Consider the following 17,132-nt stretch of genomic DNA (forward strand, 5'->3'; position numbering starts at 1 on the left):
TACCGCCGATGCCTGTCGATGTCCCTACATCCCGGCTCCTCGCCCTTTCTTACGGTTTGGTTGATGGAAACCAAACCATACAAGCCTGTCGAAGCCTGGAAGCAGCGTTCCTCCCTAGTACACCGAGGGCTCGCCCGGCGGCCGCGTCTTGAAGCGCCGGTGCACCCAGTAGTACTGCGCGGGCATCGTGCGGATCCACTCGGCCAGCTGCGCATTCATGCGCGCCGTGTCCGCGATGGCGTCATGGGTCGGAAAGTCCTGCCAGGACGGCAGCACCTCGATCTCGTAGCCGTCCTTGGTCAGCCGCGACAGCACCGGCACCACCTTGGCCCGCGCCAGCCGCGAGAAGCGCGAGAGCGAGGGCGTTGTCGCGGCCAGCGTGTGGAAGAAGGGCACGAACTCGGTGTGCGCCGGGCCGAAGTCCATGTCCGGCAGCAGATACAAGAGGCCGCCGCGGCGCAGGTTGGCCACGATCTGCTTCACGCCGTCCATGCGGTGCAGCACCGTCACGTTGCCGAAACGGGTGCGACCCTCGCGCGTCCATTCGTCCATCACCGGGTTGCGCTGCGTGGTGTAGATGGTGGTGGACTGCTTGGGCGTGTGCATGGTCAGCCGCGTGGCGGCGGCATCCAGGCCGTAGAAGTGCGGCGCGAAGAGGATGGTGGGCTGCTCGCCCACGTCGATCTCGTCCAGCGCGCCTTTGAGCGTCACGCGCTGGCGGATCACCTCGGCCGGCGCATGCCACAGCCAGGCGCGGTCGAACCAGGCCTGGGCGACGTACACGAAGGTCTGGCGCGCGATGCGGCGCCGCTCCTCGGGCGTCTTCTCGGGGAAGCACAGGGCCAGGTTGACGTCCACCACATGGCGGCGGGGCTTGGCCAGAGCGTGCAGCACCGGGCCGAGGGCCGCGCCCAGTCCACGCACCACCGGCAGCGGCAATCGGGCCAGCGCACGCATGAAGCCGATGCCCAGCCGGGCGGAAACACTCATCGCGCCGTCTCCATCTCGGCGCGCGGCGCCTTGTAGCGGGCATAGTCCCAGACGTATTGCCCGGACAGGCTCAGGATCAATTGCTCGATGCCTCGATTCATGGCGGTGGCGGCCTCTTCGGGGGCGGCTTTGGGGTCGGAGAGGGCCGGCGCATCCAGCGGCTGCAGGTGCACGGCATAGCCACGGCCGCGCGGCAGCCGCTCGCACACGCCCAGGAAGACCTGGGCGCCGGTCAGTTGCGCGAGGCGCGGCACGAGGGTCATGGTGTAGGCGGGCCGACCGAAGAAGGGCGCCCAGACGCCCTGCCCCGTCGGCGGCACCTGATCGGGCAGGATGCCGGTGTAGCCGCCTTTCTTGAGCGCACGCATCAGCCCGCGCACGCCCGACACGTCGGTGGGCAGCATGTGCAGGCCGGGCCGGTCGCGCGAACCTTCCATCAGCGCCGCCATCCACGGCTTGCGCGGCGGACGGAACAGTGCGGTGATCGGCCCGTGGCTGGCCAGGAAGCGCTCGCCCAGGGCCTGGCCCAGCAACTCCCAGCAGCCCAGATGCGGCGAGATGACGATGGCGCCGCGGCCCGATGCCAGCGCGGCGCCCAGGGCCTCGTCGCCCGTCCACTGGCGCACACGGGGCAGCACGCTCTCGCCCGCCGGGCGGGCCCAGAGCCAGGGCAGTTCGGCGGCCATGCGGCCGGCGGCGGCGATGGCCGGGCGCCATTGCTCGGGCGTCAGGCCGGCCTGCGCGGCATTCGCGCGAAAACGCCGCCGGTAGTCCGGCGCCAACGCCCAGACCAGCCAGCCCAGCAGCCCGCCGAGCGCATGCATCAGCGGCAGCGGCGCACGGGCAAGCAGACGAAACAACGCGATCATCAGGTGTTGTCGGACAAACGGGTGGGTGGAAAACCGACGCGCGGCCCAGCGGGCTGGGACCGGCATGAATAGAATCGAAATTGTCGCCGAGTTACAGGACTACTTGCAGGGCGACGTTAAACCCAACTGCTAAAGCGTTCGCCAGAGACTCCCGAGGTTGCCGGCAAACGCCCGGTCCGCATCCTTCACGCAGGAGTTTTCTCGAACATGGCGAACGACTTTCTCTTCACTTCCGAATCGGTGTCCGAGGGCCATCCGGACAAGGTGGCCGACCAGATCTCGGACGCGATCCTTGATGCCATCTTCGAACAGGACCCGCGCTCGCGCGTGGCCGCCGAGACGCTGACCAACACCGGCCTCGTGGTGCTCGCGGGCGAGATCACCACCAACGCGCATGTCGACTACATCCAGGTCGCGCGCGACACCATCAAGCGCATCGGCTACGACAACACCGACTACGGCATCGACTACAAAGGCTGCGCGGTCATGGTCTGCTACGACAAGCAGTCCAACGACATTGCCCAGGGCGTGGACCATGCCAGCGACGACCACCTGAACACCGGCGCCGGCGACCAGGGCCTGATGTTCGGCTATGCGTGCGACGAGACGCCCGAGCTGATGCCCGCGCCGATCTACTACGCCCACCGCCTGGTCGAGCGCCAGGCCCAGCTGCGCAAGGACGGCCGCCTGCCCTTCCTGCGTCCCGACGCCAAGAGCCAGGTCACGATGCGCTACGTGGACGGCAAGCCGCACAGCATCGACACCGTGGTGCTGTCGACGCAGCACCATCCGGACCAGAGCGAGACCGCCACCAAGATGAAGGCCAGCTTCATCGAGGCGGTGATCGAGGAGATCATCAAGCCGGTGCTGCCCAAGGAGTGGCTCAAGGAAACGCGCTACCTGATCAACCCCACCGGCCGTTTCGTCATCGGCGGTCCGCAGGGCGACTGCGGCCTGACGGGCCGCAAGATCATCGTGGACACCTACGGCGGTGCCTGCCCGCACGGCGGCGGCGCCTTCTCGGGCAAGGACCCGTCGAAGGTGGACCGCTCGGCCGCCTACGCGGCCCGCTACGTGGCCAAGAACGTGGTGGCTGCGGGCCTGGCGCGCCAGTGCCAGGTGCAGGTCGCCTATGCCATCGGCGTGGCCAAGCCGATGAACATCACCGTCTACACCGAAGGCACGGGTGTGATCTCCGACGACAAGATCGCGGCGCTGGTCAACGAGCATTTCGACCTGCGTCCGAAGGGCATCATCCAGATGCTGGACCTGCTGCGTCCCATCTACGCCAAGACCGCCGCCTACGGCCACTTCGGCCGCGAGGAGCCGGAGTTCACGTGGGAGCGCACGGACAAGGCGGCAGCGCTGAAGGCGGCTGCTGGGCTGTGATCGGGTTCATCCGCTGAATGGGTGACGGGGCTCTTCGGGGCCCTGTTTTTGTTTGGGGCCCTCTGAAGTTGCTCAGCTGGCATCTCTCGACTTTCGAGGGCTGTCATCACGGCGTGCGGAAGCATTCGCTGTGGTCGCATGAGGGGTCCAAGGACCGTTGCCTCCGCGAAGACGCCCGGCGGGAGCGGCCCCCAGGGCGCGGCCGATGTGCGTGCCCCTCGCTGAACGCTCGGGGTCCCCTGCGGTGCTCGCCTGGCGAGTGCGTGGCGCAACTCGCTGCGCGCTGACGCGCTCCGCTCGGACAAACGCCACGAGTCAGTCACGGCCGGTGCGCGATGCTCGCGCACCTCACTCGCCAGGCTGCGCGTCTCGGCACGCCCAACGGCCGCGCCCTGGGGGCCGCTCCCGCCGGGCTTGACGGTTGATTGAAGGGCGTGGTCGCTGGGCAGTCCACCAACTCCCGACTTGAACAGGTATCGGCCCGCCCTGAAGGTGTTCGAAGAAAGGCAAAGGGGCCACGTCCACCCGATCACCCTGGAGCTGGCCCCGGCCCGCCCGGCCGACTCGCCCTCAGGATGCGCCGAGGCGCGCAGCCGGATGAGCGAGGCCCGCGGCCCCCGCGGGCCGGTTGTGACTGACTCGCGGCGTTTGTTTGAGCGCAGCGCGAAGCGCGGAGCGAGTTACGCCGCGCGCTCATCCGGCGAGCACCGCAGGTTCCGCGAGCGTTCAGCGAGCGGCGCAGCGTGTGGGCGAGTCGGCCGGGCGGGCCGGGGCTGGCGGAGCGTCCAGCGCACGGAAACTCCACTCAACAGCAGCATCCGCCAACGCCGGCGAGTGGACTGCAGCCAGGGCAGAGGAATGGAACGCCTGAGCAACGCACCCGTTGCCAAAGTGGGTCAAACCAAACGTCAACGCGCCAAACCAACGCCACAGCGGCACAGCGCACCAAAGCTCAATCCGCCCGCGCCCCCGAGTACTTCACGATCGGCGTCCACTTCTTCACCTCGGCCTCGATCAGCGCCTTGAAGGCCGCCGGCGTCGTGCCCTCGACGATGAAACCGCGAGAGGCGAAGTACTCGCGCACGTCCGGTGAACGCACCGCCTTGTTCACTTCGGCACTCAGCTTCTCCACCACCTCGGGCGGCGTGCCGGCAGGCGCGAACAGCCCCTGCCACGACAGGGCCTCGAAACCCTTGAGGCCCGCCTCGTCCAGCGTCGGCACGTCCGGCAGCATCGGGTGCCGCGTCTTCGAGGTGACGGCCAGCGCCCGCAGCTTGCCGGCCTGGATCTGCGGCATCAGCACCAGCACGTCGCCGAAGGTGGCCTGGATCTGCCCGCTCATCAGGTCGGTCAGCATGCCCGCGCTGCCGCGGTAAGGGATGTGGACCATCGACACGCCCGCGGCCTGCTTGTACATCTCGCCCGTCAGGTGCATCGAGGTGCCGTTGCCGGCCGAGCCGTAGCTCAGCCCGCCCGGCTTCGACTTGGCCAGCGCCAGGAACTCCTGCGCCGTGCGCACTTTCACGTCGGGATTCACGGCCAGCACCAGCGGCGCGCTCACCACCATCGAGACCGGCGCGAAGTCCTTCACCACGTCATAGGGCAGCTTGGCGTACAGCGCCTGCGCGATGGCATTGCTGCCGGTCACGCCCATCAGCAGCGTGTAGCCGTCCGGCGCGGACTTGGCCACGTAGTCGGCGCCCACGGTGCCACCGGCACCGGCGCGGTTGTCCACCACCACCGGCTGGCCCCAGGCACTGGCCAACTTGTCGCCGATGCGCCGCGCCAGCACGTCGGTGCTGCCGCCGGGCGGAAAGGGCACGACGATGTGGATGGGCTTGTTCGGATAGGCGCCCTGCGCCTGGCCGAGGACCGGCGCCAGCAGAGCACCGGTCGCAAGCGTCGCCACCAGGGCCAGGCCAGCGCGGCGACGAAGGGAGAAGGACGTTCGGTTCATGGGCACTCCTGGCGTGGGTCGGGATGGAAGGAAGACGACGGGGAAAGCAACGAAGACGGCGGCGGCGACGGGGTGCCTGCAGTGGCGGCCACCGCACCCCAGCCGCCGCCGCCTGCGGTCTCGATGAACAGCAGATCACCGGCCTGCCAGCGCACGCGACTGCGCGCGGCCAGCGGCTGCACGCGCCCGTCGGCATGCAGAAGGCGTGCCGACGCGCTGGCACCCGCGCCGCCGCCCTGGGCGCCGCGGGCCTGGCTGCGGTGACGCTCGCCGCGGTAGGCGATCCAGCCTTCGCCGTCGAGCAGCAGGTATTCGCGCCGCACACCGTCGCCGCCGGCCTGCGCGCCCGCGCCCCCGGAGCCGCGGCGGATGGCGTACTGCAACACACGCAGTGGCGCTTCGGCCTCGATCACCTCGATGGGCGTGTTGCGCGCGTTGCCCACGTCGGTGGAAGCGCCCGCGCGGCCCGGCGCCGTGGAGCTGGCGCCCGCACCGCTGGCGATGATCTCGGTGAACATCCAGCGCTCACCGTCGCCACGCGTGCCGCTGAGCGCGAGCACGGTGGCCACGCCGGCATGCGGCGCCACGCCCTCGCCCTGCGCGCCCGTGGCCTGGGCCCACGCGCCGAGGATGGCGTTGCAGGCCAGCTTGACGGTGGCCGTGCGGGCGTTGACCGCGGCCGGCCAATCGGGATTGACCACGCTGTGCGGCGGCAGCCGCAGCGTCAGCGGTGCCAGGCAGCCCGCATTGTTGGGCGCCTGCGGCGCCAACGTGCGCATGAAGAACAGCGCGGCCGACAGCATGGCAGCCGCAGATGCGTTGAGCGGCCCGCGCATCTGCGGCGCACTGCCCTCGAAGTCGATCGTGATCGCTTCGCCCTGCTTGTGCAGCCGCACGGCGATGGCGATGGGCTCGGCACCCTCGCCGTCGCCATCGAGCGCGTCGTGCCAGTGCCACTCGCCATCGGGCACGGCGGCCAGCGCGGCGCGGGTCATGTCGGCGGACTGGGCGAGCAGCGCCTCGCACACGGCCGCGAAGCGCTCGCCGGTGTGGCGGGCGATCTGCCGCAGTTCACGCGCGCCCTGGGCCAGCGCCGTCCACTGCGCCTCGAGGTCACCGCGCAGGTTGGCGGGCGTGCGCGTGTTGGCGCCCAGGATGGCGTCGATGTCGGGCAGCACGCCCGCCGCATCGCGCCAGCGCACGGGTGGCAGGCGCAGGCCTTCCTGGTGGATCTCGATCGCGTCGGGCGGGATGGAGCCTGGCGCCATGCCGCCCACGTCCTGGTGGTGCAGGCTGGTGGCCGCGAGGGCGATCAGTTCGCGGCCATCGAAGATGGGATGGACGAGCGCAATGTCGGGCAGGTGCGTGCCACCCGACCACGGGTCGTTGAGCAGGTAGACATCGCCACTGCGCATGGTGCCGGCCGGGAAGCGCGCCAGCGCACCCGCCACCGCCGGGATGAGCGAGCCCAGCAGCAGCGGCAGCGAACGCGCCTGCGCCAGCAGCCGGCCGTCGGGCAGGAACAGCGCCGCCGCGCAGTCGCCGCCCTCGCGGGCGATGGAAGAGACGGCGGCGCGCATCATGGCCGACTGCATGCGGTCGGCGGCGCCCTGCAAGGCCAGGCGCAGCGGCTCCATGCGCAGCGCGATGGCGGGGTCGGCGTGCGGGGTCATCGGGCGGCACCTTCTGCACAGGCAGCGAGACGAGGTCTTGCCCCCTCTCCCGCGAGGGGAGAGGAGCGGCTGGGGCACTCCCGGGCGAACGAAAGGGCGCGCTCGCGGCATTGGCCGGTGAACGCTGAAAAGCGGATGCAGCGCGGCGATCTCATGACGACACCGCCAGCTGCAGGCTGCCATCGCCCTCGATCCGCCAGCGCCAGCCAGCAGGCACCCAGACCGTGGTCATCGGCGCAAAGAGCGCAGCCGGACCATGGCCCTCCGGCGCGATGCCGGCCCAGGCCTCGCGCACCGTGCGCAATGGCCTCGCGGCCGACTCCGCAGGGCCGCGCACCATGCCCAACGCGGCCATCACGCCCGCCTGCGGCAGCACGCGCACGGCGGCCATGCCGGCGAGCGCCGCGACCTCCGCGGCATGCTGCGCGCCGCCGCCGCCCACGGCCACCAGCAGCGCGTCCGCTGGATCCAGCCCGCGCTGGAAGGCATGGGTCTTGAGTGCCTCGGCCATGTGCGCGGCAGCCGCCTGCACCACGGCCTCGGCCGCTTCGGCGAGCGGCAGGCCCAGCGGCACGGCCACGTCGCGCGCGAGCGCGGCCTCGGCGGCACGGCAGTCCAGCGCCAGTCCGCCCGCCAACCGATCAGGCAGACGGCCGAGCACGCACAGTGCATCGCTCAGCGTCGCCAAGGTGCCGCCCTGCCCGTAGGCTGCCGGCCCCGGCCAGGCGCCCTGCGAGCGCGGGCCGATGCGCAGCGCCCCGCCCGCCAGCACCTGAAGCACGCTGCCGCCGCCGATGGCGATGGAGGCGATGTCCACGCAGCGCTGGCGGATGCCCAGCCCGCCGCATTCCAGCGATTCGGCGAAGGCCGACTGGCCGCCGTGCAGCAGCCCGATGTCGGCACTGGTGCCACCCACGTCCAGCGTGAGCAGGGCGCCACGGCGGGCGCCTTCGTCCAGGCAGGCCGCCACGCCGCGCAGGGCGGCGCAGGGGCCGGACATGGCCAGCCCGATCGGCCGCGCGGCCAGATCCTGCCAGGGCCGGACCACGCCTTCGGAATGCATGAGCATCGGTGCAGGCAACCGACGGGCGGAGAGCGCCTCGGCCAGCGCCCGCAGGTAGCCGGCCGCCAGCGGCTTGGCGTAGGCATCCAGCGCGGTGGTGAGCGCGCGCTCGAACTCGCGCGGCGCCGGGTCGACCTCGTGCGAGAGCGAGACGTGCAGATGCGGCAGACGCGCCCGCATCAGCTCACCAACCTGCTGCTCATGCGAAGGGTTGCGGTGCGAGAACAGCAGGCAGACCGCCACCGCCTGCACGCCCGCGGCCGCGATGGCGTCTGCGGCGGCGTCGAGCGCCGTCAGGTCCAGCGGCTCGACCTCGCGGCCCCCGGCATCGATGCGCCCGCCGATCTCGAAGCGCAGCGGCTGCGGAAAGAGCGCCGCCTCGGGCACCGCTGGCGCGACCACGGGCTCGTAGAGCGCACGCCGGTCCTGCCGGGCCAGCACCGGCACGTCGCCGAAGCCGCGCGTCAACACCAGGGCGACAGGTGGCTCGTCCCGCTCCAGCAGCAGGTTGGTGATGACGGTGGAACCATGCACCACCCGGCCCACTTCCTCGGGCGCGATGCCGGCCTCGGCACACAGCCGGTCCAGCGCCTCCACCACCGGCTCGGCCAGCCGCCGACCAGCACGCGGATGCTTGATCGCCACGCTGCGGCCGTCCTCGTGCAGCGCCACGGCATCGACAAAGGTGCCGCCCATGTCCACGCCCAGCGACCAGGGCGCCGCCATCACCGGAAGCGCTCCGGCGAGAAGGGCGCCAGATCCACCTGCGTGGGCCGTCCGGCCACCAGGTGCGCGATCTCGCGGCCCGTGGTGGCGCCCATGCACATGCCCATGTGGCCGTGGCCGAAGGCCAGCCAGGCGTTGTCGGCGCCGCGCGCCGGACCCACCACCGGCAGGCTGTCCGGCAGGCAGGGCCGGTGGCCCATCCAGCGGGTGAAGGCCGAGGTGTCCAGGTGCGGAAAGAGCTGGCGGCCCTGCGCCAGCAACGCGTCGGCCCGTGCCAGGTTGGGCTCGGCAGCCAGGCCGGCGAATTCCACCGTGCCCGCCAGCCGCAGGCCCATGGCCATGGGATTGACCATCAGGTTGTGCTCCACCGCCATCACGGTGTGGCGCAGCTGCAGGTTGGAGCTCTGCACGGTGACGTGGTAGCCGCGCTGGGTCTCCAGCATCACGGGGCTGCCCAGCGCGGCGGCAAGCCGGCCGGACCAGGCGCCCGCCGCCACGACCACGCCATCTACCGCCAGGGGTGCGCCCGCGTCCAGCTTCACGGCCGTGACGCGTCCGGCCTTCCGTTCGAAGCCGGTGACGCGCTGGCGCAGGTGCATGGCGCCGTCGGCCAGGCACTGAGCGTGCAGCGCCTTCACCAGTGCGGAGGGGTCGGTGGTTGAGCCGTTCTCCGGCGCCAGGATGCCGAAGCGGAAGCGCCCCTTCAGGTCGGGCTCCAGCGCTTCGAGCTCATCCTGCTCCACGTCGCGCATCTGCACGCCCAGCGAGCGGCGCAGCTTCATGCCCCAGGCCCATTGCGCCGCCGTCTCGCGCGAGGAAAAGACATACAGGCAGCCGCTGCGCCGCACCAGATGCTGGGCCTGGGCATGGGCCAGCAGCGGCGCATAGCTGTCGAAGATGGGCGCCAGCAGCGTGCGCAACGCGGTGGCGATGCGCGTGACCTCCTCGCGCGAGGAATGCCGCAGCATCCGCAGCAGCCAGGGCAGCACCACCGGCGCATAGGCCCAGCGCACCGTCAGCGGCCCCAGCGGGTCGAGCAGCCAGCGCGGCACCTTCTTCCACATGCCGGGCATGCCCACGGGGAGGCAGGCGCTGGGCGAGAGCGAGCCGGCGTTGCCGAAGGAGCAGGCCTCCCCCGCTTCCTGCGGGTCGACGAAGGTGATGCGGTGGCCGTCGCGCTGCAGCCAGGCGGCGGTGCAGCTGCCCACGATTCCGGTTCCGATGACGGCGATGTGCATGGGCCGGCATTCTGGAAAGCTTGTCGGCCATCAAGCCAGCCAATTCTTTTCATGGGCCCATCAAGACTTCTGATAATCGGCCGCTTCCCATCGCCTTGCCCGTTCCACGCCGGTGCAGCCCTCCCCCATCCTCAACGCCCTCAGCCTGCGGCAGATGCGCGCCTTTGCCGCCGTCGCCCGCGCGGGCAGCTTCACGGCCGCAGCGCGGCAGGTCAACCTCACGCAGTCGGCCGTCAGCATGCTGGTGCAGCAGCTGGAAGAGGCGCTGGGCCTGCCGCTCTTCGACCGCGGCCAGAGCGTGACGCTCACCGAGGCCGGCCGCCAGCTGCTGCCGCTGGCCCGACGCATCCTGGACGACCTGCAGCAGATGGCCGAAGGCGCCTCGGACCTGCGCTCGCTGCGCACCGGCCTGCTGCGCGTCGTGGCGCCGCAGATGCTGGCCTGCACCTGGGTCGCCGCCGTGCTCGGCGACTTCGAGGCGGCGCATCCCGAGATCGGCCTGCGCATGGCGGACGCCACGGCCGATGCGGTGGTGGGCACGGTGCGCCGTGGCGATGCCGAACTGGGGGTGGGGCCCGAGCGGCCCACCGGCGAGGACGTGGCCCGCACCTTCCTGATGGACGTGCCGATCCGCCTGGTCTGCGCCGCCGGCCATCCGCTGGCCGGGCGCAAGGCCGTGGCCTGGGACGAGCTGCGCAACGAGCGCTGGGTGCTCTATTCGAGCGAGTTCAACCGCCACCTGGAGCGGCACCTGCATGCGCACGACGCCTCGCTCTCGCTGCAGACCGCCGCCGAAGTGGAGTACCTGACCACCGCCCTGGCGCTGGTCGGCGTGGGCACCGGGCTGGCGGCGGTGCCGGACTATGCGCGGTCCTTCGCCGACAACTTCGGCCTGCGCTTCATCGAGCTGCGGGGGCCGGAGATGCGGCGGCCCTACTACATCTACCAGCGCCGGGGGCTGGCGCTGTCGCCGCCGGCCCTCGCGTTCGTCCAACTGCTTCAGCAACGCGCCGCGCGGGCTGCCGCGGGCTGAGCGGCGGTTGTCAGCTCCGGCCGCGGCTGCCGGCCACGAGGCGCATGCCGGGCATCAGCTGCGCGGCCAGGTCGGGCCGCTCCAGCGCGTAGTCCAGGTTCATGCGGGCGATTTCCACATGCTCCTCGCCCAGCGCCTGGGCGCGCGCGCCCTGGCCGCGCTCGATGGCCTGCACGAGGGCATGGTGGGTGCGGTGGGCCTGGCGCATCCACTGCTGCCCTTCTTCCATCGAGGACTGCATGGGCAGCATGGCGCTGGGCGCGGCAAAGGGCTGGCTGGCCAGCATCTCCAGCGTGCGCAGCACCGCCGCATTGCCGCAGCCTTCGAGGATCAGGCGGTGGAAGCGGTCGTTCATCTCCACGTACGCGGCGTAGTCGTCGAGCTCCATGGTGGGCTTGTTGACGGCACGGTCGCCCTCGTCCAGGCAGTCGTGCAGCTGGCGCAGCAGCTGGCGCGAAGCGCCGTCCTCGGCCAGCAGGCGGGCCGCAAAGCCTTCGATCACGCCGCGCACGCGGATGGCGTCGGCGATCTCGCGCGAGGTGAAGGCCCGCATCTGGTAACCGCCCGAGGGTGAGGGCTCGATCAGCCCCTCGTGCTCCAGGCTGGCCAGGGCCAGCCGCACCGGCGTGCGCGAGGCGCCCAGGCGCTCCGACAGCGGGATCTCCGCCAGGCGCTCGCCCGGGCCGAATTCGCCCTTGAGGATCATGTCCCGGAGTTGAACGAGCACGCGTGATTGTTGGGAGTCCATGGCGCAGTTCCGAAGCTGCGGCGGATTCTAGGCGCCGGCGTGCAGCGGCATGCCCATGGCGCACCTTGGCGCGCAAGTTGCATGCAGAAGAAGGATCGCCTCGGCGACGGCAGTGATGCCCGGCGCTGGTGCATTCCCTCGCTCCATCCTCACCAACAAAGGGAAAAATGCTCCGGCATCTTGCAGCCGGGCCAGACACGCGCCATTGACGGAACACAAGGATCGGCCCGACACTGCATGCAATTGCATACAACGAAGTGCAAGCCTTCGATGGAGTAGCCCATGATCACCCAGGAACAGAACGACTTCATGACCCGTGTCGCCCCCGGCAAGCCGGCTGGCGAACTGCTGCGGCGCTACTGGCAGCCCGTCGCGCTGCTGGAAGAGCTGGACGGCCCGCGCCCGCTCAAGGCCGTCAAGCTGATGGGCCAGGACTTCGTGCTGTTCCGCGACGAGACCGGGCGCGTGGGTCTGCTCGACCGCGACTGCCCGCACCGCGGTGCCGATCTGGCCTTCGGCCGGCTGGAGGACGGCGGCCTGCGCTGCCCCTTCCACGGCTGGCTGTTCGACGCCACCGGCCAGTGCCTGGAGACGCCCGCCGAGCCCGTGGGCAGCAAGCTGTGCACGCGCATCAGGCAGGGCGCCTACCCGGTGGTGGAGCGCTCGGGCATCGTCTTCGCGTACATCGGCCCGGGCGAGCCGCCGGCCTTTCCGGAGTTCGACTGCTTCGTCGCACCCGGCACGCACACCTTCGCCTTCAAGGGCCTGTGGGAATGCAATTGGCTGCAGGCGCTGGAGGTGGGCATGGACCCGGCCCATGCGTCCTTTTTGCACCGCTTCTTCGAGGACGAGGACACGTCCGAGAGCTACGGCAAGCAGTTCCGCGGCGCCTCGGCCGACTCCGATCTGCCCATCACCAAGGTGCTGCGCGAGTACGACCGGCCCGAGATCGCCGTGGAGCCCACCGAATACGGCATGCGCCTGACCACGCTGCGCAAGCTCGACGAAAAGGCCACGCATGTGCGCGTGACCAACGTGATGTTCCCGCAGGCCTTCGTCATCCCGATGAGCGCGGAGATGACCATCACCCAGTGGCATGTGCCGGTGGACGACACCCACACCTACTGGTACGCCATCTTCACCAGCTTCACCGGCCCGGTGGACAAGCAGCAGATGCGCGAGCAGCGCCTGGCCACCATCGAACTGCCCGACTACGTCTCGCGCCGCAACAAGTCCAACCAGTACGGCTACGACGTGCAGGAGCAGGCCAGCCAGACCTTCACCGGCATGGGCATGGACATCAACGTGCACGACCAGTGGGCCTGCGAATCGCAGGGCCCCATCCAGGACCGCAGCCGCGAGCACCTGGGCGCCACCGACAAGGGCATCATCACCTTCCGCCGCATGCTGGTGCGCGCCATCGAGAGCGTGCAGCGCGGCGAGCGCGAGGCGCCCCTGCTGATCGGCGCCGACCAAGCTGCCGCCTTCAGCGGCCCGCCCTCCATCGACGGCGTGAACGACCGCGGCAGCGACAACGACGCCTACTGGCGCGAGGCCGACCGAGAGCGCCGCCTCAAGAGCAGCTGGGCCGCCGCCCGGCTGAACAACGGCCAGGCGGGCTGAGCGCCATGGCGAGCTTCGTGGACCGCCACGGCCTGTGGACCGACGAGCAGGCCCGCCAGGCCGCCGAGCTGGACCGGCGCCTGGCCAGCGGCGAGGTGGACGTGGTGCGCTTCGCCTGGCCCGACCAGCACGGCCTGCTGCGCGGCAAGACCCTGGTGGCCAGCGAAGCGCGCAGCACGCTGCGCGGCGGCGTCAACCTCACCACCACCCTGCTGGCCAAGGACACCTCGCACAAGACGGTGTTTCCGGTCTTCAGCGCCGGCGGCGGCTTCGCGCTTCCCGGTCTGCAGGGCGGCGCCGATTTCACCCTGGTGGCCGACCCCGGCACCTTCCGCATCCTGCCCTGGGCCAAGAAGACCGGCTGGGTGCTGTGCGATGCCTACATGGCCGACGGCAGCCCCTGTCCCTTCGCCACGCGGCGCATCCTGCAGAAGGCGGTGGATGAACTGGGCCGCGAGGGCCTGGACTTCGTCGCCGGGCTGGAGGTGGAGTTCCACGTCTTCCAGCTCGACGATGCGCGCATGGGCCTGGCCGACTCGGGCCAGCCCGGCGAGCCGCCGCGCGTGTCGCTGCTGTCGCATGGCCACCAGTACCTCACCGAGCTGCGCTACGACCGCGTCGATGCGGTGATGCAGGTGCTGCACGACCAGCTCATCGCGCTGGGCCTGCCGTTGCGCTCGTTGGAGATCGAGTTCGGGCCGAGCCAGTTCGAGCTCACCTTCGGTCCCACCACGGGGCTGACACCCGCCGACACCATGGTGCTGCTGCGCAGCGCCATCAAGCAGATCTGCCAGCGGCAGGGCTGGCACGCCACCTTCATGTGCCGGCCGAAGATTCCGAACGTGATGTCCAGCGGCTGGCACCTGCACCAGTCGCTGCGGCGGCGCGGCGATGGCGTCAACGCGTTCATCCCGGAAGAAGGCGCGGAAGACCTGAGCCCGCTGGGCCTGCACTGGCTGGCCGGCCTCAAGGCCCATGCGGTGGGCGCCTCGGTGCTGGCCTGCCCGACGATCAACGGCTACCGGCGTTACCGTCCCTTCTCGCTGGCGCCCGACCGCGCCATCTGGGCGCGCGACAACCGCGGCGCCATGCTGCGCGTGCTGGGTGGCCCCGGCGATCCCGGCACCCGCATCGAGAACCGCGTGGGGGAGCCAACGGCCAATCCGTATCTGTACCTGGCGTCGCAGATCCACGCCGGCCTCGATGGCATGATCCGCCGCCTCGACCCCGGCCCCAGCGCCGACGCGCCCTACGAGACGCCGGCCGAGCCGCTGCCCCGCTCGCTGGGCGATGCGCTGGCCGCGCTGCAGGCCGACGAGGTGCTGGTCGAGCGCTTCGGCCGCACCTTCGTGGACTACTACTGCCACATCAAGCAGGCGGAGATCGCGCGGTTCAACCTGGAGGTCTCCGAATGGGAGCACCGCGAATATTTCGATATGTACTAGGCCCACCCCCGTTTCTTGCTCACTTCGTGTAGCCGAATCCCCCCTCAAGGGGGCGCACCCGGCGGCCCGGCAAAGCCGGTTCCGCGGGTGCCCGCGCATGGCCTGCTCCGCGGCCATTTGAGGTCGGGCCCGCCCCTCCCGGCTTTCCGATGTTCGGCCTGCACCTTGCTTTCTGCCTTTCTGTAATCACGAGGAACCTGCGATGACCGTCACCAAGAGAAGCGCCCTGGGCGCGATTGCTGTTGCCTGCCTGGGCCTGATGGGCGCTGGCGCGCAGGCGGCGGAGCCGCTGCGCATCGGGCTGATCGCCACCTATTCGGGGCCCTATGCCGACTACGGCCGGCAGTTCGATGCCGGCGTGGCGCTCTACCTCAAGGAACACGGCGGCAAGATCGCCGGACGGACGGTGGAGATCGTCAAGAAGGACACGGCCGGCCCCGCGCCCGATGCCGCCAAGCGCATTGCGCAGGAGCTGATCGTGCGCGACAAGGTCAGCGTGCTGACTGGGCTGGACTTCAGCCCCAATGCCTATGCCGTGGGCGCCGTGGCAGCACAGGCCAAGGTGCCGGTGGTGGTCATGAATGCCGCCTCGTCCGGCATCACCACCAGCTCGCCGTATGTGGCGCGCGTGTCCTTCACCGTGCAGCAGATGGCCGACCCCATGGCCCGCTGGATGCTGAAGAACAACATCAAGGAGGCCTACACCGTGGTCGCAGACTACGCCTCCGGCACCGACGCCGAGACGGCCTTCAAGAAGGCCTTCACCGAAGGCGGCGGCAAGGTGGTGGGCGAGGTGCGCACGCCCATGAACAACCCCGACTTCTCGGCCTATGTGCAACGCATCAAGGACGCCAAGCCGCAGGCCGTGTTCTTCTTCTTTCCCTCGGGCGTGATGCCGCCGGCCTTCCTGAAGGTCTGGAAGGAGCGCGGCATGGAAGAAGCCGGCATCAAGCTCTTCGCCACGGGCGAGGCCACCGACGACAGCTATCTGCAGGCCACCGGCGACGTGGCCCTGGGCCTGGTGACGGCGCATCACTATTCCTATGCCCACAAGTCGGCCAAGAACGAGAAGTTCGTGAAGGACTTCGTGGCCGAGTTCGGCACCCAGCTGCGCCCCAGCTACTTCGCCATCACCGCCTATGACGCCATGACGGCCATCGAGCTGGCCTACAAGAAGGCCGGTGCCGAGGCCTCGGGCGACAAGGTGATGGAAGCGCTCAAGGGTGTCGCCTTCGAGAGCCCGCGCGGCCCCATCGAGATCGACCCGGCCACGCGCGACATCGTGCAGACGGTCTACATCCGCAAGGTCGAGAAGACCAAGGACGGCCAGCTGGTCAACGTGGAGTTCGACAAGTTCGACCGCGTGAAGGACCCGGCCAAGGAAGCCAAGTAAGGCGAGCCGGCGGCGCGCGGAGGAACAGCGGCAGATGGCGGTCGTGCTTTTCGACGGGGTGGCCTACGGCATGCTCCTCTTCCTGATGGCGGTGGGGCTGTCCGTGACCATGGGGCTGATGAACTTCGTCAACCTGGCGCACGGCAGCTTCGCCATGGCGGGCGGCTATGCGGCGGCGGTGCTGATGAATGCCCACGGCGTGGGCTTCGGCCTGGCGCTGCTGGCGGCCTTCGTGGCCTCGGCGCTGCTGGGCGCGGTGTTGGAGTGGCTGCTGTACCGGCGACTCTACCGCGCGCATCCGCTGGATCAGGTGCTGCTGTCCATCGGCCTGGTGTTCGTCTCCATCGCGGCCTTCACCTGGCTCTTCGGGCCCACGCTGCAGCCCTTCACGCTGCCACCGTGGCTGCAGGGCCAGGTCGAGGTGGCGGGCGTGGGGCTGGGCCGCTACAGGCTCTTCCTGATCGGCTGCGGCCTGGCGGTGCTGGCCGCGCTGCTGCTGGCACTGGGCCGGACGCGCTACGGCGCCATGGTGCGCGCCGCGGTGGACAACCAGCGCGTGGCGGCCGGCACCGGCATCCATGTGCAGCGGTTGTTTCTGCTGACCTTCTCGCTGGGCTGTGGCCTGGCCGGCCTGGGCGGCGCGCTGAGCCTGGGCGTGCTGGGGCTGGAGCCCGGCTTTGCCCTGAAGTACCTCGTGTACTTCCTGCTGGTGGTGTGCGTGGGCGGGGCCGGCACCATCACCGGCCCCTTCGCCGCGGCGCTGCTGGTGGGCATCGTCGACGTGGCCGGCAAGTACTACCTGCCGCAGGCGGGCGCCTTCCTGATCTATGGCGTGATGATCGTGATGCTGCTGCTTCGGCCGCACGGCCTGGTGGTGCGCAAGGGAGTGACGGCATGAGACATCCGGTGTCAACCCTCTTGAGAAATTTCGATGCGACAAGCGCTGGAATGGACGGCGGGGTCGTAGGCGCAGCCATCGGTCCAG

At 70.2% G+C, this 17,132-nt stretch carries 13 protein-coding genes; 6 read left to right on the top strand and 7 right to left on the bottom strand.

Going from position 1 to position 17,132, the window contains the following annotated elements:
- Positions 1-114 precede the first annotated feature (114 nt).
- On the bottom strand, positions 115-990 hold the full coding sequence (locus tag ABIC63_RS29445) for an LpxL/LpxP family acyltransferase (RefSeq protein ID WP_294370598.1): 876 nt from the start codon (positions 988-990) through the stop codon (positions 115-117).
- Positions 987-1,859: a lysophospholipid acyltransferase family protein gene (locus ABIC63_RS29450; RefSeq protein WP_354322398.1), complete on the bottom strand. Its 873-nt coding sequence runs from the start codon at positions 1,857-1,859 to the stop codon at positions 987-989. The genes ABIC63_RS29445 and ABIC63_RS29450 overlap by 4 nt, the downstream gene beginning before the upstream one ends.
- Positions 1,860-2,066: 207 nt before the next feature.
- Between ABIC63_RS29450 and metK the strand changes: the two genes are divergently transcribed.
- Positions 2,067-3,248, top strand: coding sequence for a methionine adenosyltransferase (gene metK, locus ABIC63_RS29455; protein WP_294370601.1), 1,182 nt, complete (start codon positions 2,067-2,069; stop codon positions 3,246-3,248).
- A gap of 952 nt (positions 3,249-4,200) precedes the next feature.
- Here metK and ABIC63_RS29460 read toward each other — a convergent pair.
- The 4 genes from ABIC63_RS29460 to ABIC63_RS29475 all read right to left on the bottom strand — a co-directional run bounded on the left by ABIC63_RS29460 (position 4,201) and on the right by ABIC63_RS29475 (position 9,905).
- Positions 4,201-5,205 (bottom strand): Bug family tripartite tricarboxylate transporter substrate binding protein, encoded by a 1,005-nt coding sequence (locus tag ABIC63_RS29460; RefSeq protein WP_294370602.1) that lies wholly within the window; start codon positions 5,203-5,205, stop codon positions 4,201-4,203.
- Positions 5,202-6,878: a hydantoinase B/oxoprolinase family protein gene (locus ABIC63_RS29465; protein ID WP_354322399.1), complete on the bottom strand. Its 1,677-nt coding sequence runs from the start codon at positions 6,876-6,878 to the stop codon at positions 5,202-5,204. Before ABIC63_RS29465 ends, ABIC63_RS29460 begins: the two co-directional genes overlap by 4 nt.
- Positions 6,879-7,029: 151 nt before the next feature.
- On the bottom strand, positions 7,030-8,667 hold the full coding sequence (locus tag ABIC63_RS29470; RefSeq protein WP_354322400.1) for a hydantoinase/oxoprolinase family protein: 1,638 nt from the start codon (positions 8,665-8,667) through the stop codon (positions 7,030-7,032).
- Positions 8,667-9,905 (bottom strand): NAD(P)/FAD-dependent oxidoreductase, encoded by a 1,239-nt coding sequence (locus ABIC63_RS29475; protein WP_354322401.1) that lies wholly within the window; start codon positions 9,903-9,905, stop codon positions 8,667-8,669. The genes ABIC63_RS29470 and ABIC63_RS29475 overlap by 1 nt, the downstream gene beginning before the upstream one ends.
- Positions 9,906-10,017: 112 nt before the next feature.
- Here ABIC63_RS29475 and ABIC63_RS29480 point away from each other — a divergent pair, with 112 nt between their 5' ends.
- On the top strand, positions 10,018-10,938 hold the full coding sequence (locus ABIC63_RS29480) for a LysR family transcriptional regulator (protein WP_354322402.1): 921 nt from the start codon (positions 10,018-10,020) through the stop codon (positions 10,936-10,938).
- A 10-nt stretch (positions 10,939-10,948) separates the two neighbouring features.
- On the opposite strand, the gene ABIC63_RS29485 is transcribed toward ABIC63_RS29480, so the two are convergent.
- Positions 10,949-11,686 carry a GntR family transcriptional regulator gene (locus ABIC63_RS29485; RefSeq protein ID WP_354322403.1) on the bottom strand — a complete coding sequence of 246 codons (738 nt, stop codon included), beginning with the start codon at positions 11,684-11,686 and terminating at the stop codon, positions 10,949-10,951.
- Positions 11,687-11,968: 282 nt separating this feature from the next.
- Here ABIC63_RS29485 and ABIC63_RS29490 point away from each other — a divergent pair, with 282 nt between their 5' ends.
- The 4 genes from ABIC63_RS29490 (at position 11,969) to ABIC63_RS29505 (ending at position 17,045) form a co-directional block, all read left to right on the top strand.
- Complete coding sequence (locus tag ABIC63_RS29490; protein ID WP_354322404.1) at positions 11,969-13,309, top strand: aromatic ring-hydroxylating dioxygenase subunit alpha; 1,341 nt, start codon at positions 11,969-11,971, stop codon at positions 13,307-13,309.
- 5 nt (positions 13,310-13,314) lie between these two features.
- Positions 13,315-14,754, top strand: coding sequence for a glutamine synthetase family protein (locus tag ABIC63_RS29495; protein ID WP_354322405.1), 1,440 nt, complete (start codon positions 13,315-13,317; stop codon positions 14,752-14,754).
- 202 nt (positions 14,755-14,956) lie between these two features.
- The gene (locus tag ABIC63_RS29500; protein ID WP_354322406.1) at positions 14,957-16,147 is read left to right on the top strand and encodes an ABC transporter substrate-binding protein; all 1,191 of its coding nucleotides are present in this window, start codon (positions 14,957-14,959) and stop codon (positions 16,145-16,147) included.
- A gap of 34 nt (positions 16,148-16,181) precedes the next feature.
- A complete protein-coding gene (locus tag ABIC63_RS29505; RefSeq protein WP_294370619.1) occupies positions 16,182-17,045 on the top strand; it encodes a branched-chain amino acid ABC transporter permease in 864 nt (287 codons plus the stop codon).
- Positions 17,046-17,132: the final 87 nt, after the last annotated feature.

The organism is Pseudacidovorax sp. 1753 (genome assembly GCF_040544975.1).
Lineage (GTDB): Bacteria > Pseudomonadota > Gammaproteobacteria > Burkholderiales > Burkholderiaceae_C > Xenophilus.

Bases quoted from the DNA above. Each gene is read 5' to 3' on its own strand.
- ABIC63_RS29495 (WP_354322405.1), top strand. From the start codon at position 13,315: ATGGCGAGCTTCGTGGACCGCCACGGCCTGTGGACCGACGAGCAGGCC.
- ABIC63_RS29485 (WP_354322403.1), bottom strand. From the start codon at position 11,686: ATGGACTCCCAACAATCACGCGTGCTCGTTCAACTCCGGGACATGATC.
- ABIC63_RS29475 (WP_354322401.1), bottom strand. From the start codon at position 9,905: ATGCACATCGCCGTCATCGGAACCGGAATCGTGGGCAGCTGCACCGCC.
- ABIC63_RS29505 (WP_294370619.1), top strand. From the start codon at position 16,182: ATGGCGGTCGTGCTTTTCGACGGGGTGGCCTACGGCATGCTCCTCTTC.
- ABIC63_RS29445 (WP_294370598.1), bottom strand. From the start codon at position 990: ATGAGTGTTTCCGCCCGGCTGGGCATCGGCTTCATGCGTGCGCTGGCC.
- ABIC63_RS29500 (WP_354322406.1), top strand. From the start codon at position 14,957: ATGACCGTCACCAAGAGAAGCGCCCTGGGCGCGATTGCTGTTGCCTGC.
- metK (WP_294370601.1), top strand. From the start codon at position 2,067: ATGGCGAACGACTTTCTCTTCACTTCCGAATCGGTGTCCGAGGGCCAT.
- ABIC63_RS29490 (WP_354322404.1), top strand. From the start codon at position 11,969: ATGATCACCCAGGAACAGAACGACTTCATGACCCGTGTCGCCCCCGGC.
- ABIC63_RS29465 (WP_354322399.1), bottom strand. From the start codon at position 6,878: ATGACCCCGCACGCCGACCCCGCCATCGCGCTGCGCATGGAGCCGCTG.
- ABIC63_RS29470 (WP_354322400.1), bottom strand. From the start codon at position 8,667: ATGGCGGCGCCCTGGTCGCTGGGCGTGGACATGGGCGGCACCTTTGTC.
- ABIC63_RS29450 (WP_354322398.1), bottom strand. From the start codon at position 1,859: ATGATCGCGTTGTTTCGTCTGCTTGCCCGTGCGCCGCTGCCGCTGATG.
- ABIC63_RS29460 (WP_294370602.1), bottom strand. From the start codon at position 5,205: ATGAACCGAACGTCCTTCTCCCTTCGTCGCCGCGCTGGCCTGGCCCTG.